Origin of the sequence: Pseudomonas pichavaramensis (assembly GCF_050473265.1) — a bacterium.
In the GTDB taxonomy this organism is placed as follows: domain Bacteria; phylum Pseudomonadota; class Gammaproteobacteria; order Pseudomonadales; family Pseudomonadaceae; genus Aquipseudomonas.
This window is the reverse complement of record NZ_JBJKFJ010000009.1, coordinates 176,149-191,610: the sequence shown is the minus strand read 5'-3', so window position 1 is coordinate 191,610 and position 15,462 is coordinate 176,149. Positions and strand designations below refer to the sequence as shown.

Below are 15,462 nucleotides of genomic sequence, written 5' to 3'. Positions count from 1 at the left end.
AAAACAACCGAGCACGCCCCCATGCCCAGTCTGAACCCCAGCCGCGCCCAACTGGCAGCGTTCGCCGAGCGGATGCCGGCCGATACACCGATCCTGATGCTCAACCTGCTGCGCTTCAATGCCCTGGCAAACTACCCTGCCGACAGCGACGAAACGCCCTGCAGTGGCCGTGAGGCCTACGCCCGTTACAGCCGGACGGCGCTGACCAAGGTACGGGGTGTCGGTGGAGAGGTGGAACGGCTGGCCAACGCCCATGTTGCGCTGATCGCACCGGATGACGAGCACTGGGACCAGGTGCTGCTGGTGCGCTATCCCTCACCTGCGGCATTCCTGGCCATGCTTGCCGACCCGCAATACCAGGCCGCGACCGTTCACCGCACGGCGGCCTTGGCGGACTCGCGCCTGATCGCTACGACGCCGGCCTGATCATTGTTGCCGCGCGGCGCTCTGCTGGTTGAGCACCAGCAGGCGCGCAGCGGTCTCGGCGTCCGGCTGGCCATCGTAATTGGCCGGGCGGTACTTCATCTGGAACGCGGCAATGACGTTGCGTGTCGCGTCGTCCAGTTCACCATGCTGAGGCACTGTGTAGCCATTGCGCGCCAACTGCTCCTGGAACCATTGCACGCTGGGCAGACTGGCGGCGAACAGCGCTTGCTGCCGCGCCACCTGCGCCTCATCCGGCCAGGGCACCAAGCCCTCGTCGGCCAGGCGCTTCCAGGGGAACAGCGGGCCCGGATCGACCTTGCGCTGAGGGGCCACGTCACTGTGCGCAATGATCGACCCCAGCGGCAGCTGGTGGCGCCGGACGATGTCCTTGAGCAACAGCACCAGCGTGTCGATCTGCTGCGGCGCAAAGGGCTGCCAATAGCGGCCCGCCGCAGTTTCGTAGTAGCCCTGGTTGACCAGCTCGATACCGATAGTCGTGCTGTTCAGCCAGGTGCGCCCCTTCCACTCGCTGACACCGACATGCCAGGCCCTGCGGTTCTCATCCACCAGACGGTACAGGGTCGGCGGCGCGTCGCCGATCAGATAGTGGCTGCTCACCTCTGTCTGCGTCAGCAGCTCGAGCGAGCGTTGCAAATCCGCGGAGGTGTAGTGCAGCACGACGTACTGCACGCGGCTGTTCTGGCCGGTTGCGGTGTAGCTGTCATCGAAGCGCAAGCCAGTGCTGCAACCAGCGAGCAGAACAACAAGGAAAACGAGGCAGAAAGACTTCATGCGTGACCGAATACGCTCTGCAGGTTGTCCAGCAGCATGTCGACGCTGAGCATGATCAACAACATACCCATTAATCGCTCCACGGCCATCAACCCGCGATTACCAAGAAAACGCTGCAGGAACGAAGCCTGCAGGAGAATGAATGCCGTCGCCGCCCAAGCCAGGATCAAGGCGAGATACAACTCCCAGAGTGGCCCGGTATGGGTGTTGCGCAGGGTCATCAACACTGCCAGAGCCGAAGGCCCGGCCACCGCTGGCGTCGCCAATGGCACCAGCATCGGCTCGCCGTCCGGCACGTCACCGAGCAGGCCCTGCGGATTGGGGAAGATCAGACGCATGGCGATGACGAACAAGATGATACCGCCAGCGATTGCCGTTGCCTCGCGCGACAGGCCGAGACTGGTGAGGAATTTGTCACCAAAGGTGAGGAACAACAGCAACAGGCCAAGGGCGAACAGCAGTTCGCGCGCGGCGATCCACAAGCGCCGACGCGGCTCGACATTCTTCAGCGCAGCGATGTAGATGGCGATGTTGCCGAAAGGGTCGGTGACCAAAAAGATCAGCACGGCAATGCTGAAGATGTCCATAGGCGTCTCCGGTGGCTGGTACGCATAGTCTAGGGCCGCGGCCATATTGGCGCGAGATGCCGTCGCACTCGGAGTGAAGGCAAGAGACTCAAATACACGAACGGAGCCTCTCTGGTGCTGCTGATTGAAAACGCACGCACAAATGTATACAAATAAATGGATTTAAAAGCCACTAACTGTATACAGTTAGCCAACAAGAACAACAGCGAGCAGCTTCCATGACCTCCAACGCCCCGCGCCCCGAGGACGAGAACCTCGGTATTGGCTCCAATCTGCTGTATGGCCTGCAACACGTACTGACCATGTATGGCGGCATCGTCGCGGTGCCACTGATCGTCGGTCAGGCAGCAGGCCTGTCTCCTGCCGACATCGGCCTACTGATCGCTGCTTCGCTGTTCGTCGGCGGCGCTGCCACGCTTTTGCAAACGCTTGGTCTGCCATTCTTCGGCTGCCAGTTGCCCCTGGTACAAGGCGTTTCCTTCGCCAGTGTCGCCACCATCGTTGCCATCGTCGGCGCTAACGGAGGCGAGGGCGGTTTACCGGTAGTGTTTGGCGCCGTTATCGGCGCAGCGCTGATTGGTCTGCTGATCACGCCGATCTTTTCCAAGATCACCAAATTCTTTCCACCTCTGGTGACCGGCATCGTGATCACCACCATCGGCCTCACCCTGATGCCGGTGGCCGCTCGCTGGGCCATGGGTGGCAACAGTCAGGCTGCGGACTTCGGCAGCATGGCCAATATCGGCCTGGCTGCTTTCACCCTGGCGACCGTGCTGTTGCTAAGCAAAGTTGGCAGCGCCACCATCTCACGCCTGTCGATCCTGCTGGCCATGGTGATCGGTACCCTGGTGGCTCTGGCATTCGGTATGGCGGACTTCTCCAGAGTCGGCGAAGGCCCGCTAATGGCTTTTCCGGCGCCGCTGCATTTCGGCATGCCGGAATTCCAGCTGGCCGCGATCATCTCGATGCTGATCGTGGTGATGGTGATCCTGGTCGAGACCTCGGCAGATATCCTCGCGGTCGGCGACATCATCGACACCAAGGTCGACTCCCAGCGCCTCGGCAATGGCCTGCGCGCAGACATGATCGCCAGCATCGTCGCGCCGCTGTTCGGCTCGTTCACCCAGAGCGCCTTCGCCCAGAACGTCGGGCTGGTCGCCGTAACCGGCGTGAAGAGCCGCTATGTGGTCGCCACCGGCGGGCTGATTCTGGTCACGCTCGGCTTGCTGCCGATCATGGGCCGAGTGATCGCCGCAGTGCCGACCTCGGTGCTGGGTGGTGCCGGCATCGTGCTGTTCGGCACCGTCGCCGCCAGTGGCATCCGCACCCTGGCCAAGGTCGACTATCGCAACAACATGAATCTGGTGATCGTCGCCACGTCCGTCGGCTTCGGCATGATCCCTATCGCCATGCCCAGCTTCTACCATCATTTCCCCGCCTGGTTCGAAACCATCTTTCACTCGGGCATCAGCTCGGCTGCGGTCATGGCCATCCTGCTCAATCTGCTGTTCAACCACTTCACGGCCGGCAACTCCGATCAACAGTCGGTGTTCGTCGCCGGCACCGAGCGCAGCCTGCGCTACCGGGACATCGCCGCCCTGCACGAGGGCGACCATTTCATCGGTGGCAAGCTGTACGACGCGCAGGGCAATGAGGTACCGCTACAGGACGATGAGCCACGGTCAGCTCCCGCCCGCTCGACAGCGGCAAACAGCAGGAGCAGGGAATCAGTGACGTCCCAGAGCTAGCTGGCTAGGCCTGTGCCACTCTATTGCGCCCCGCACCCTTGGCCCGATACAGGGCCTGATCGGCGCGCTCGAACGTGACCTCGGTCGCCTCGCCGTCACGGAACTCCGCTATACCGGCGGAGCAGGTGATGGTGACCGGCTCCCCCTTGAAGTGGAATGGGCAGGCTTCTATCGCAGTGCGCAGGGTTTCGAGCAACTGCACGCCACCCTCAAGCGGCGTCGCAGGAATCAGCAACACGAACTCCTCGCCGCCAAAGCGGGCAATGAAGTCGGTCTTGCGCAGACGCTTGTGCAGTTCGCCAGCAATGATCTTGAGGACCCGGTCACCCGCCAGGTGGCCATAGCCGTCGTTGATCCGCTTGAAGTGGTCGATATCCAGCACTGCCAACAGCAACTGGCCGCCGTAACGCTGACGCCGGGCCACTTCCAGATCCAGACGCTCGCTCCAGGCCGCACGATTGGGCAGGCCGGTGAGCGGGTCGAGCAAGGACTTCTGCCGCTGTTCCTCGATATGCTCGCGAAACTGCTGCGCCTCGACCTCCATCTCGGCGACACGCTGCATCAGCCCCTGCAACCTTGCCGCCACATCGTCCTCGACACCATCGCGCTGGCGCTGATGGTTACTGACACTTTGCAACAGCCCATCCAGGCGCTGCTCCAGGGCTTGCTTGAGGCTTTCCAGGTCAACCGCTTCCTGCACGCTGTTCTGCAAATCGGCGACCTGCTCGTGCAACTGCTGATTGAAACTGCGCGCACTCTCCACCGAGGCACCATAACCTTCATGCGCCTCGCTCAGCGTTGCGATGAAGGCCGCGAGGCGCTCATTGAGCTGCTTCAGGTAACCGGCGAACTCACGCTGGCCACCATTGTTGACCGCAAGCACCAGCACGGCCAGATCATCCAGGACCGGAACCAGCTCATACCAGTTGAGGTTGCCCTGCAGACGCTGGCGCAGCGCATCACCTTGCGGCAGGTGACTGGCCGGCAACTCGAGCTCGTCCAGCAGGCTGCGCAGGCTGCTGGCGATGTGCGGCGCCACCGCGCTGTAGCCCGGCTCGCTGCTTGGCAACGCGAAAGCACTGTCGCCGGTACTGTTGTCAGGAACCAAGCCCGGTGGCAGAGGCAGACTGTCAAGCGCCGCCGGGGCCTCGACAATCTCGCGACTCGGCGGGGCGTAACTGGCACCCAGGACAACAGGCTGCGGCTCGCTCGGATGCTCAACTGGCGATTGGGGGGTAGCCTCAACTACAGCGGCAGTTGGGGGCGCAGCGGCTGGCACAGGAGGAACAGGAGTACTGTTCGTTACCTCGTCCGAACTGTCACCGCGCGAACCAAACAGGCGTTGCAGCAGGCCCGGCTGCTCCTGCACCGGAGCCTGCCGAACCGCCAGCGCCTGCTCCTGCAGATTGCTCAATTGGCTGAGCAGAGCCGGCAACTGATACTGGTGACTGGCCGCCTCCTGTAGCTGCTTGCCCAGAGACTTCAAAGCCTTGCGTACCTCACGCGGCGGTTCCAGGCCCTGCAGTTGCTCCACCAGGCTGGCCAGGGCAGTCGCGGCTTCTGCGGCGCGCTGTTGGCGGCGCTGCTCGGACTCCAATACGGCTTTTTCCAGGCGTGGGATCAGGCCCCCCAGGGCGCCATCCATGTCGTCACGGCGCAGGATATCGCGCATTTCCTGCATGCACTGGTCGACCGCCTTGTCTGCCCCTTCGGCGGCCAGGCTGCTGCGCACCAGGCCTCGGCGCAGCAGATCCAGGCGGAGCTCCCAGCGGCGCTCGAGCTTTTCCTGCTGCTCCAGGCTCCCCAGGTACTTGTCTTTCCAGCGTTGTGCGTCGTCGCTCATGCGGCTTACTCGGAAGTTGGCCTCTTCAGCATAGGCATTTGCGACGTATTCTGGGCTTGCGGCAATCGGATTTCCACGGCCACAGGCAGATGATCGGATATCGGTTGGGCAAGCACATCGACCCGCCCCAGCTCCAACCCGGAACTGAGCAGGATATGGTCGAGACAACGCTGCGGCCGCCAACTCGGAAACGTCGCCTCGACCTGTGGCGCCAGCAGTCCAAGGTCACGTAGAGGCGAGTTTTCCAGCAGGTCCACCGCATGGGTATTCATGTCGCCCATCAGCACCAGATGACGGAACTCACTGACGCGCTCGCGAATGTAGGCCAACTGCCGAGTGCGGGTGCGCGGCCCAAGCGCCAGATGCATCATCACCACACCGAGCGCATGCTCACCCTCGCCCAGACGCAGGAAAATCGCCCCGCGACCAGGTGGCCCCGGCAGCGGATGATCCTCCAGCAGCGTAGGCCGCAAGCGACTGAGCACGCCATTGCTGTGCTGCGCGAGGCGACCAAGATTGCGGTTGAGCTGTTGGTACCAGTACGGGAAGGCGCCCTGCTGGGCCAGGTACTCGACCTGGTTGATGTAGCCGGAACGCATGCTACCGCCATCGACTTCCTGCAAGGCCACCAGATCGAAATCGGCGAGCAGATCGCCTATGCGCTGCAGATTGCCGGCGCGCCCGGCGTGAGGCAACAGGTGCTGCCAGCCCCGGGTGAGGTAATGATGGTAACGCTGAGTATTGATGCCGACCTGGACGTTGAAACTGAGCAGGCGCAACAGGCCGTCGGCTGGCCAGTCGTCTTGCGGCGAACAATGCGGGTTGACCTGTGGATCGCACAGGCCAACCGCACGTGTCTGTCGCCAGCGGCGCAGCATGTCTTGCGCCTACGGCCGCTTAGAGCGCGGCGCGCTCTTTGGCGATCAGGTAATCGGCGACGCCGAGGGTTTGTTGCGGACCGCCGGCCGAGCCGATGTCGAAGCGATACTTACCACCGACGATCATCACCGGTACGCCAGTGACCTGATAAGCCATGGCCAGCTTCTTGGCTTTTTCCATCTGGCCTTTGACCGCGAAGGAGTTGAAGGTCTTGAGGAAGGCTTCGCGATCCACGCCCTGAGTGGCAACGAAATCGGCGAACTCTTCTGCGGAGGCCAGTTTCTTCTTCTCCTGGTGAATGGCGTTGAACACGGCGTCATGCACCTGATGCTCGACCTTCATGCTTTCCAGGGTAAGGAAGGCCTGACCGTGCACGTTCCAGATACCGCCGAACAGCGCCGGGACACGGACGAAGTTGACATCTCCCGGCAGCTTCTCGATCCAGGGATTGAGGGTCGCCTCGAACTGGTAGCAGTGTGGGCAGCCGTACCAGAACAGCTCGACGACCTCGACCTGACCTGGCTTGGACACCGGCACCGGGCTCTTCAGCTCGACATATTGCTGACCGGCAACGGGGTCAGCATGGGCACTGAGGCCGAACAGGCTGCTGATCGCCAGAGCGGCGCCGAAAATCAGGTTACGCATGGGGGAACTCCTCGACTGGATAAGCGTCGCCCTAGTGGCGATTCGAGACTATGACTCGCTACCGCTGGGCCGGTTCCGCCCATTGTAGCCATGACACATACGAAAAAGGGTGGCCGAAGCCACCCTTTATCTTGCCAAGTGCAACAAGAGCCTGTCAGTGCAGGCCCTGGATGAAGCTGGATACCGCTTCGATATCCTTGTTGCTCAGCTTGGCGGCGATGGCGCGCATGATCATTGCGTCGCCGTCGTTGGTGCGGTTGCCTTCGCGGAAATCGGTCAGTTGCTTGGCCACGTACTGGGCGTGCTGGCCGCCCAGTTTCGGGAAGCTGGCAGCAGCCAGACCAGCGCCATTGGGCGAGTGGCAACCGGTGCAGGCCGGCATACCCTCTTCCAGTTTGCCGCCGCGGAACAGCGCTTCACCGCGCTCGACCAACTTGGGATCGGCAGCGCCGACGCTCATTTTCTGGCTGGAGAAATAAGCGGCGATGTCTTCCAGATCCTGATCGCTGAGATTGTCCAGCATGCCGGTCATTTCAACGACCTGACGGTTGCCGGACTTGATGTCGTGGAGCTGCTTGAGCAAATAACGCTCGCCCTGACCAGCCAGCTTGGGGAAGTTTGGGGCGGGGCTATTGCCATCAGCGCCATGGCAGGCGCCACAGACAGCGACTTTGCCCTGACCGGCTTCGGCATCGCCGGCAGCCTGCGCCACGCCGGTGAGGCCCAGGGTCAACAGCAGACTCACGAGTACTTTGTTCATCAGCTAATCCAACTACGGCTAAGAGAGAAAAGGGTTATCGGTCGGGTTTACTCATTCGCTCATCAATTTGATGACCGCCTGGTAATCCTCGGCCGTGCAGTCCATGCACAGGCCGCGCGGCGGCATGGCATTCAAACCATTGGTGACGCTCTGCACCAGTGTATCCATGCCTTTGGCCAGGCGCGGTTCCCATGCGGCCTTGTCGCCCTTCTTGGGCGCCGTGGGAATCTGGCCGTTGTGGCACACACCACAGGCACGGTCATACACAGCTTGCGGATCCTGAGCAGCATAGCCGTTGACGGACAGCATCATGACGGCAGCTGCAAGCAGCATTTTCTTCATCAGATCAACCTCATCAGGGTGGAGAGCGTTCTGCTTTCTATCGAGCAGAGGTGTAATCACTCCCAGCAATCGGGTTCCTGCGGGTGGGACAAAGCGCACACAAAATCTGCGGCATTATATACTGGCAACGCTGAAACGGAAACGACGCCGCTTGCCGCGCCACCTGGCGTGCAGCAGGTGCGCGGAAATGTCGCAAGTCCTCGAATGCTTGAATGGCTTCGAGGCAACCACCGGATACCCCCATGCTCCCGAAGAACCCCATCACCGGTCTGTGCCAGCAGGCCAGCTTCCTCATCAGTGCCGCCAAGGTCGATCAGTGCCCCGAGGACAGTGGCCTGGAAGTCGCCTTCGCCGGCCGCTCCAATGCGGGCAAGTCGAGCGCACTCAATACCCTCACCCATGCCAGCCTGGCGCGCACGTCGAAGACGCCGGGGCGCACCCAGCTGCTCAACTTCTTCCAGCTCGACGAAGAGCGCCGCCTGGTCGACCTGCCGGGATATGGCTACGCCAAGGTACCGATCCCGCTCAAGCAACACTGGCAGAAGCACCTGGAGGCCTACCTGGGCAGCCGCGAAAGCCTGTGCGGCCTAGTGCTGATGATGGACATCCGCCACCCCCTGACCGAGTTCGACCGCATGATGCTGGACTGGTCGGTGGCCAGTGAAATGCCGCTGCACATCCTCCTGACCAAGGCCGACAAACTGGCCTTCGGCGCGGCGAAGAACGCACTGCTGAAGGTGCGTCAGGAAATTCGCAAACAATGGGGCGAAGGCATCAGCATCCAACTGTTCTCGGCGCCCAAGCGTATGGGTGTGGAGGAAGCACAGATGGTGCTGGCGGGTTGGCTGGATCTGCTGCCGGAAGAGGATGAAGAAGGCGCTGAGGCCTGAAGCCTAGAGTGTGCTGCGGGCACCGCGATCGTAGAGCGTATTCGGTGCGCGCGGCCAAGGTGGTCCCGCGACACCCTACGGAACTGAGGCCGCCATTTTTAACTTGAAGGCACATCAACGAAGCCCTCTCCCGCCCTTCGGGCACCCTCGGCTTTGGCATCCTGCGTCGCCCTACCTCCTGCATCCATACAGTCACCTCACGTAAGCGGGAGAGGGTCATCAGAATGCCGCACGCGGCACTTTTCTACAGGCAAAAAAAACCCCGAGCTTCATATGGGGAGGGAGAAGTTCGGGGTTCAAGGTCTGAACCGCTAGGGCGGGGTTCAGATGTCTGCCAACACTTAACACAACAAAGGAGCATTGAAAGGCTTAACGGCCATTCACGATCTCTGACTGGGCGGCCTCAAGGAAAGTTCATCGCCTTGTTAAAAACCATTTGCCATAAGAAAACGCTTTTTGATTCCCTGAAACCCCAAAGCCAGAGCAGCCGCGGCTTTGCACCGCGGCATCGAGTATCAGTGCGCCTCATCCCAGTTGGCGCCGACGCCCACTTCGACCAGTAGCGGTACATCCAGATCGGCTGCGCCGCCCATCAGCTCCTTGAGCTTGGCACTGACCTCGTCCACCAGGTCCTCGCGTACCTCCAGCACCAGTTCGTCATGTACCTGCATGATGATCCGTGCATCCACGCCGCTCTGCTGCAGCCAGCTGTCCACTTTGATCATCGCGCGCTTGATGATGTCCGCGGCGGTGCCCTGCATGGGCGCGTTGATCGCCGCGCGCTCGGCGCCCTTGCGCATGGCCTGGTTCTGCGCGTGGATTTCCGGCAGGTACAGGCGTCGGCCAAACACGGTTTCCACATAACCCTGCTCGGCAGCCTGTGCGCGCGTACGTTCCATATAACTCAGGACGCCGGGATAGCGGGCGAAGTAGCGGTCGATATAGGCCTGGGCCTCCTTGCGTTCGACGTCGATCTGCTTGGCCAGGCCGAAGGCGCTCATGCCATAGATCAGGCCGAAGTTGATGGCCTTGGCCTTGCGCCGCTGATCGCTGGTGACCTCTTCCAGCGCCACGCCGAACACCTCAGCAGCGGTGGCCTTGTGTACATCCAGATCATGACGGAAGGCATCCAGCAGGCCTTCATCCTTGGCCAGGTGGGCCATGATGCGCAGCTCGATCTGCGAGTAGTCCGCAGCCATCGTCCGGTAGCCCTTGGGTGCCACGAAGGCCTGGCGGATACGCCGGCCTTCGGTGGTGCGAATCGGGATGTTCTGCAGGTTCGGATCACTCGACGACAGACGACCGGTCGCCGCCACTGCTTGGTGATAGCTGGTGTGGATGCGCCCGGTACGCGGGTTGATCTGCTCCGGCAGCCGGTCGGTGTAGGTGCTCTTGAGCTTGCTCAGGCTGCGGTACTGCATCAGCACCTTGGGCAGCTCGAAGTTCTGCTCGGCCAGTTCGGCCAGCACCGCTTCGGCGGTGGAAGGCTGGCCCTTGGCGGTCTTGCTGATCACCGGGTAACCGAGTTTCTCGTAGAGGATCACGCCGAGCTGCTTGGGCGACGCCAGATTGAACGCCTCACCGGCGATCTCGAAGGCCTTGCGCTCCAGTTCCACCAGCTTGTCGCCCAGCTCGACGCTTTGCTGGCCGAGCAGCTTGGCATCGACCAACGCGCCGTTGCGCTCGATACGCGCCAGCACCGGCACCAGCGGAATCTCGATCTCGCGCAGCACCTTGGCCAGTGATGGCACGGCTTCGAGCCGGCCCCACAGTTCCTGATGCAGGCGCAGGGTCACGTCGGCGTCCTCGGCGGCATAGGGCCCGGCCTGCTCCAGCGGGATCTGGTCGAAGGTCAGCTGCTTGGCGCCCTTGCCGGCGATGTCCTCGAAGCGAATGGTGCTGTGATTCAGGTACTTCAGCGCCAGGCTGTCCATATCGTGGCGAGTGGCGGTGGAATCCAGCACATAGGATTCGAGCATGGTGTCGAAGGCCACACCCTGCACGGCGATCGGCGTGCTGGCATTGGCCAGGACATTGATGTCGTACTTGGCGTGCTGGCCGACCTTGGCCTTGGTTGGGTCTTCCAGCAGCGGCTTGAGCGCCTTGAGCACTGCATCACGGTCGAGCTGTTGCGGCACACCCATATAGCTGTGCGCCAGCGGCACGTAGGCCGCCTCACCAGCCTTGACCGCGAAGGACAGGCCAACCAGCTGCGCCTGCTGGGCATCGACGCTGGTGGTTTCGCTGTCGAAGGCGATCAGCTCGGCCTGCTCCAGTTTCTTCAGCCAGGCATCGAATTGCGCCTGCTCAAGCACCAACTGGTAGTCGCCGACGCTAGCTGGCGCTGGCTCGGCAGCTTCCTCAGTGGTTTCGCCAGCAGGCTCGGCGAACAGGTCGCCGGCTGGCGCTGCTGCCTTGGCCGCCAGGCTCTTGTTCTGGCGCAACAGCTCATCCAGCCAGTTCTTGAACTCCAGCAGGCCATACAGCTCGACCAACGCAGCCTGATCCGGCTCGCCCGGGTGCAGATCATCGATGGCGATATTCAGCGGTACGTCGGTCTTGATGGTAGCCAGCTGATAGGACAGGTAGGCCATCTCGCGGTGTTCCTCGAGCTTGGCCGGCAGGCTCTTGGCGCCGCGAATCGGCAGTTCGGGAACCTTGTCGAGGTTGGCGTAGAGCACATCCAGGCCACCACCGATGCCTACCAGCAGGCCGAGGGCGGTTTTCTCGCCGACGCCCGGCACGCCGGGGATGTTGTCCACCTTGTCCCCCATCAGCGCAAGGTAGTCGATGATCAGCTCAGGGCCGACACCGAATTTCTCCTTTACGCCATCAGCGTCGTAGACGCTTCCGGTCATGGTGTTGACCAGCGTAACGTGAGGACAGACCAGCTGTGCCATGTCCTTGTCGCCGGTAGAAATCACCACATCGCGCTTTTCCCCGGCCGCCTGGCGGGCCAGGGTGCCGATCACGTCGTCGGCTTCGACGCCTTCGACGCACAGCAGCGGCAGACCGAGGGCACGCACACTGGCATGCAGCGGCTCGACCTGCACCCGCAGTTCGTCCGGCATGGAAGGGCGGTTGGCCTTGTACTCGGCGAACAACTCATCACGGAATGTGCCGCCTTTGGCGTCGAAGACTACTGCGAACGGGCTGTTCGGGTATTGCTTGCGCAAGCTCTTGAGCATGTTCAACACGCCCTTGACCGCTCCAGTAGGCATGCCTTTGGAAGTGGTCAGCGGCGGCAGGGCGTGAAAGGCGCGGTACAGGTACGAGGAACCGTCGACCAGAACGAGGGGAGCTTGGCTCATGCGTGAGATCAACCTTTTCGGCAGGTGCAGTAACAGACAGTTGAAAAACGTGGGCGAGGCAGCCAGTGCAATGCGCAACGACCAACGGGAGTAACAGCCAAAGGCTGGCCCGAAGGGTGAGCGCCAGCGAATCAAATAGGCGAGGAAGCGGAGTTTACGAGCTGTAAATGAGCATTCCGAGCCTGTTTTTAACGCAGCAATGGCAACGCAGGTAGTTTTTCAGCGGCCTGTTAGAATGGCTGCATCGGTGAATAATAAGGAGCAAGGTTATCATGGGTACATTGAATCGCCTGGTACTGGTCGGTCTGCTGGCTTGCCTTCCGTTCGCTGCTGCTCACGCTGAGGATCCGGTTTCCGGTGATCCCGACGTAACCATCCGCCAGGACGGCGACCGCACCATCCAGGAATACCGGGTCAATGGCTTTCTCTATGCCATCAAGGTCATTCCGAAGAATGGCAAACCCTACTTTCTCGTACGTGCCGACGGCAGCGACGGCAACTTCATCCGTTCGGACGATCCGGACATGTTGATTCCCTCCTGGGAAATTTTTAGCTGGTAAGGCAATTAAGGTCAGATATGTCGGTATTCACCCCTCTGGAGCGTCAAGAGCTCGAAGTTTTCCTGGCGCCCTACGGGCTGGGCCGGCTGAAGGCCTTCGAAGGCATCGCCGCCGGTAGCGAAAACACCAACTACTTCATCAGCCTGGAGCAGGGCGAGTTCGTCCTGACCCTGGTCGAGCGTGGCCCGGTGGACGAAATGCCGTTCTTCATCGAGCTGCTCGACGTGCTCCACGATGCCGGCCTGCCTGTGCCCTACGCCCTGCGTACGCAGGATGATCAGGCGCTGCGTAGCCTGGCCCAGAAGCCGGCGCTGCTACAGCCGAGGCTTTCCGGCAAGCATGTACGCGAAACCAACGCCCATCACTGCCAGGAAGTCGGCAGCCTGCTGGCGCGCATTCATCTGGCCACCCGCGAGGCTCCTATCGAGCGCCGTAGCGACCGCGGTCTGGACTGGATGCTCACCGAGGGTCCAAGCCAGGCATTGAAGCTCGACGACGCGGCAACGCCTCTGCTGCGCGATGCGTTGCAGGAGATCGCCGAACTGAAGGCGCGCATTCTTGCCTTGCCGCGGGCCAATCTGCATGCCGACCTGTTCCGCGACAACGTATTGTTCGACGGCAATCATCTGGCCGGGGTGATCGACTTCTACAACGCCTGCTCTGGGCCGATGCTCTACGATCTGGCCATTACCCTGAACGACTGGTGCTCGCACGAGGATGGCAGCCTCGACGGCGCCCGTGCCCGCGCGCTGTTGGGTGCCTACGCGGCGCTGCGGCCGTTCACGGCTGCCGAGGCCGAGCTGTGGCCGGCCATGCTGCGCGTGGCATGCGTGCGTTTCTGGCTGTCACGGCTGATTGCCGCCGAGTCCTTTGCCGGGCAGGAAGTGCTGATCCATGACCCGGGCGAGTTCCAGCGCCGACTGGCGCAGCGTCAGCGGGTCGATCTGCCGCTGCCGTTCGCACTGTAGTCAGGTCCAGCCCCGTAGGGTGCGCCATGCGCACCAATGCCTTTGAGCACACGCCGGTGCGCGCGGCGCACCCTACAAGCCCAAACTCAGGGCCGTAGCCCGGATGAAATCCGGGAAACTCTGTGCCATGCAGCCCTGAAGGTGGTGGTTCGCAGACGCACCCCAGCCGATCAGCTACCCGAAACCAGTCCAGGCAGTTGCGCCGCCAGCTTGGCGTTGTTGATCGGGGCGCGGATGAAGCCACGCTGGGTCCCGTCAGGACCGATGATCACCAGATTGCCGCTGTGATCGACGGTGTAGTTTTCCTTGCTGGTATCGGCAGGAATGTAGGGAATGCTTACCGAATTGGCGAACTTCTGCAGCGTCTCCTCTTTTCCGGTCAGGCCCTTGAAGCCCGCATCGAAGTAGCCCAGGTATTTACTCAACTGCTCCGGCGTATCGCGGTGCGGGTCGACGCTGACCATCACCACCTGCAATCGCGCACGGGTTTCCTCGGGCAATTGCTCCTGCAGTTGACGCAACTGGGCCAGGGTGGCTGGGCAGATATCCGGGCAGAAGGTGTAGCCGAAGAACAACAGGGACCAATCCCTCTTGAGCTGGTCGACCGCAACCGACTCGCCGTCCTGGTTGGTCAGGGTCAGTGCCGGCAGGCTACGGTGCTGGGGCAACAGCACGATACCGGCATCGAGCAACGCCGCTGGATCACCCTGTCCCTTGTTGCTGAGCACCTTGTTCACGGTGAGCCCCAATACCAGGGCGACGATGGCAACAAGAACGAAAACGGTGGTCTGGGTACGGGTCATGGGGCCTCAGATATTCAACAGCAGGTAGTGATCCGCCAACAAAGCGATGAACAGCAGAAACAGGTACCAGATACTGTACTTGAAGGTGTTTATCGCGGCATGTGGCTTGCTGTCACGGTACAGCACCCAGGCCCAGTGCAGGAAGCGCCCACCGAGAAGCAGCGCGCAGACCAGATAGAGCGGCCCGCTCATGTGGATGGCATAGGGCAGCAGGGTCACGGCAAACATCGCCAGGGTGTAAAGAAGGATATGCACCTTGGTGTAATGCTCGCCATGGGTCACCGGCAACATCGGCACATCGGCCTTGGCGTACTCGGCCTTGCGATGAATGGCCAGTGCCCAGAAGTGCGGCGGCGTCCAGGCGAAGATGATCAGCACCAGCAGTAACGGTTCGGCGCTCAGGTGGCCAGTGACGGCGACCCAGCCCAACAGCGGCGGCGCAGCACCGGCCAGGCCACCAATGACGATGTTCTGTGGCGTGGCGCGCTTGAGGAAGCCGGTATAGATCACCGCATACCCCAGCAGCGAGGCCAGCGTCAGCCAGGCCGCCAGCTGGTTGGTAAAGACCAGCAACAGACTCATGCCGGCAATCGCGAGCAGCAAGGCGAAGCTCAACGCGGCGACCGGCGAAACGCGTCCGGCCGTGACCGGGCGCTTGTGCGTGCGCGCCATGATCGAATCGATGCGCCGATCCACCACGTGGTTGACTGCCGCCGCCGCACCGGCGCACAAACCGATACCGAGGTTGCCGAACAGCAGCACCGTCCACGGCACACCAGCGCGGGTGGCGAGAAACATGCCGACCAGCGAGGTGATGAGCATCAGCATCACCACGCGTGGTTTGGTCAATTCGAGATAGTCGCGCCAGCTTGCGGGAGCCGATCGAGCGCTTAGCACACCAGGCATGG

Annotated in this window: 15 protein-coding genes; 5 read left to right on the top strand and 10 right to left on the bottom strand. The window is 61.9% G+C overall.

The window, feature by feature from the left end:
- The first annotated feature begins 21 nt into the window (after positions 1-21).
- Positions 22-426 (top strand): DUF1330 domain-containing protein, encoded by a 405-nt coding sequence (locus tag ACJRW5_RS16345; RefSeq protein ID WP_484571557.1) that lies wholly within the window; start codon positions 22-24, stop codon positions 424-426.
- Here the strand turns inward: ACJRW5_RS16345 and ACJRW5_RS16340 are convergent, their stop codons facing one another.
- Positions 427-1,218: an N-acetylmuramoyl-L-alanine amidase gene (locus ACJRW5_RS16340; protein ID WP_484571556.1), complete on the bottom strand. Its 792-nt coding sequence runs from the start codon at positions 1,216-1,218 to the stop codon at positions 427-429.
- On the bottom strand, positions 1,215-1,805 hold the full coding sequence (locus tag ACJRW5_RS16335) for a MarC family protein (RefSeq protein WP_484571555.1): 591 nt from the start codon (positions 1,803-1,805) through the stop codon (positions 1,215-1,217). The genes ACJRW5_RS16340 and ACJRW5_RS16335 overlap by 4 nt, the downstream gene beginning before the upstream one ends.
- A gap of 218 nt (positions 1,806-2,023) precedes the next feature.
- Between ACJRW5_RS16335 and ACJRW5_RS16330 the strand changes: the two genes are divergently transcribed.
- On the top strand, positions 2,024-3,553 hold the full coding sequence (locus ACJRW5_RS16330) for a nucleobase:cation symporter-2 family protein (protein ID WP_484571554.1): 1,530 nt from the start codon (positions 2,024-2,026) through the stop codon (positions 3,551-3,553).
- 4 nt (positions 3,554-3,557) lie between these two features.
- Here ACJRW5_RS16330 and ACJRW5_RS16325 read toward each other — a convergent pair whose 3' ends face one another.
- The 5 genes from ACJRW5_RS16325 to ACJRW5_RS16305 form a co-directional block, all read right to left on the bottom strand.
- Positions 3,558-5,396 carry a GGDEF domain-containing protein gene (locus ACJRW5_RS16325; protein ID WP_484571553.1) on the bottom strand — a complete coding sequence of 613 codons (1,839 nt, stop codon included), beginning with the start codon at positions 5,394-5,396 and terminating at the stop codon, positions 3,558-3,560.
- A 5-nt stretch (positions 5,397-5,401) separates the two neighbouring features.
- Positions 5,402-6,274, bottom strand: coding sequence for an endonuclease/exonuclease/phosphatase family protein (locus ACJRW5_RS16320; protein WP_484571552.1), 873 nt, complete (start codon positions 6,272-6,274; stop codon positions 5,402-5,404).
- A 19-nt stretch (positions 6,275-6,293) separates the two neighbouring features.
- Positions 6,294-6,920 (bottom strand): thiol:disulfide interchange protein DsbA/DsbL, encoded by a 627-nt coding sequence (locus ACJRW5_RS16315; protein ID WP_484571551.1) that lies wholly within the window; start codon positions 6,918-6,920, stop codon positions 6,294-6,296.
- A gap of 154 nt (positions 6,921-7,074) precedes the next feature.
- Positions 7,075-7,680 carry a c-type cytochrome gene (locus ACJRW5_RS16310; protein ID WP_484571550.1) on the bottom strand — a complete coding sequence of 202 codons (606 nt, stop codon included), beginning with the start codon at positions 7,678-7,680 and terminating at the stop codon, positions 7,075-7,077.
- Positions 7,681-7,731: 51 nt separating this feature from the next.
- Entirely contained in the window at positions 7,732-8,022 is a 291-nt protein-coding gene (locus ACJRW5_RS16305) for a c-type cytochrome (protein ID WP_484571549.1), read from the bottom strand.
- Positions 8,023-8,264: 242 nt separating this feature from the next.
- Here ACJRW5_RS16305 and yihA point away from each other — a divergent pair, with 242 nt between their 5' ends.
- Positions 8,265-8,912, top strand: a complete 648-nt coding sequence (yihA, locus tag ACJRW5_RS16300; RefSeq protein WP_484571548.1) for a ribosome biogenesis GTP-binding protein YihA/YsxC — start codon at positions 8,265-8,267, stop codon at positions 8,910-8,912.
- 515 nt (positions 8,913-9,427) lie between these two features.
- Here the strand turns inward: yihA and polA are convergent.
- On the bottom strand, positions 9,428-12,223 hold the full coding sequence (gene polA / locus ACJRW5_RS16295; RefSeq protein WP_484571547.1) for a DNA polymerase I: 2,796 nt from the start codon (positions 12,221-12,223) through the stop codon (positions 9,428-9,430).
- Between the two features lie 272 nt (positions 12,224-12,495).
- On the opposite strand from polA, the gene ACJRW5_RS16290 reads away from it, so the two are divergent.
- Positions 12,496-12,783 carry a DUF2782 domain-containing protein gene (locus ACJRW5_RS16290; RefSeq protein WP_484571546.1) on the top strand — a complete coding sequence of 96 codons (288 nt, stop codon included), beginning with the start codon at positions 12,496-12,498 and terminating at the stop codon, positions 12,781-12,783.
- A 17-nt stretch (positions 12,784-12,800) separates the two neighbouring features.
- Positions 12,801-13,751: a homoserine kinase gene (locus tag ACJRW5_RS16285; RefSeq protein ID WP_484571545.1), complete on the top strand. Its 951-nt coding sequence runs from the start codon at positions 12,801-12,803 to the stop codon at positions 13,749-13,751.
- Between the two features lie 170 nt (positions 13,752-13,921).
- Here ACJRW5_RS16285 and ACJRW5_RS16280 read toward each other — a convergent pair whose 3' ends face one another.
- Complete coding sequence (locus tag ACJRW5_RS16280) at positions 13,922-14,554, bottom strand: SCO family protein (protein WP_484571544.1); 633 nt, start codon at positions 14,552-14,554, stop codon at positions 13,922-13,924.
- Positions 14,555-14,560: 6 nt separating this feature from the next.
- On the bottom strand, positions 14,561-15,460 hold the full coding sequence (gene cyoE, locus ACJRW5_RS16275; protein WP_484571543.1) for a heme o synthase: 900 nt from the start codon (positions 15,458-15,460) through the stop codon (positions 14,561-14,563).
- Between the last annotated feature and the right edge of the window lie 2 nt (positions 15,461-15,462).

Coding starts and splice junctions, on each gene's coding strand:
- ACJRW5_RS16345 (WP_484571557.1), top strand. CDS start 22: ATGCCCAGTCTGAACCCCAGCCGCGCCCAACTGGCAGCGTTCGCCGAG.
- ACJRW5_RS16340 (WP_484571556.1), bottom strand. CDS start 1,218: ATGAAGTCTTTCTGCCTCGTTTTCCTTGTTGTTCTGCTCGCTGGTTGC.
- ACJRW5_RS16335 (WP_484571555.1), bottom strand. CDS start 1,805: ATGGACATCTTCAGCATTGCCGTGCTGATCTTTTTGGTCACCGACCCT.
- ACJRW5_RS16330 (WP_484571554.1), top strand. CDS start 2,024: ATGACCTCCAACGCCCCGCGCCCCGAGGACGAGAACCTCGGTATTGGC.
- ACJRW5_RS16325 (WP_484571553.1), bottom strand. CDS start 5,396: ATGAGCGACGACGCACAACGCTGGAAAGACAAGTACCTGGGGAGCCTG.
- ACJRW5_RS16320 (WP_484571552.1), bottom strand. CDS start 6,274: ATGCTGCGCCGCTGGCGACAGACACGTGCGGTTGGCCTGTGCGATCCA.
- ACJRW5_RS16315 (WP_484571551.1), bottom strand. CDS start 6,920: ATGCGTAACCTGATTTTCGGCGCCGCTCTGGCGATCAGCAGCCTGTTC.
- ACJRW5_RS16310 (WP_484571550.1), bottom strand. CDS start 7,680: ATGAACAAAGTACTCGTGAGTCTGCTGTTGACCCTGGGCCTCACCGGC.
- ACJRW5_RS16305 (WP_484571549.1), bottom strand. CDS start 8,022: ATGAAGAAAATGCTGCTTGCAGCTGCCGTCATGATGCTGTCCGTCAAC.
- yihA (WP_484571548.1), top strand. CDS start 8,265: ATGCTCCCGAAGAACCCCATCACCGGTCTGTGCCAGCAGGCCAGCTTC.
- polA (WP_484571547.1), bottom strand. CDS start 12,223: ATGAGCCAAGCTCCCCTCGTTCTGGTCGACGGTTCCTCGTACCTGTAC.
- ACJRW5_RS16290 (WP_484571546.1), top strand. CDS start 12,496: ATGGGTACATTGAATCGCCTGGTACTGGTCGGTCTGCTGGCTTGCCTT.
- ACJRW5_RS16285 (WP_484571545.1), top strand. CDS start 12,801: ATGTCGGTATTCACCCCTCTGGAGCGTCAAGAGCTCGAAGTTTTCCTG.
- ACJRW5_RS16280 (WP_484571544.1), bottom strand. CDS start 14,554: ATGACCCGTACCCAGACCACCGTTTTCGTTCTTGTTGCCATCGTCGCC.
- cyoE (WP_484571543.1), bottom strand. CDS start 15,460: ATGCCTGGTGTGCTAAGCGCTCGATCGGCTCCCGCAAGCTGGCGCGAC.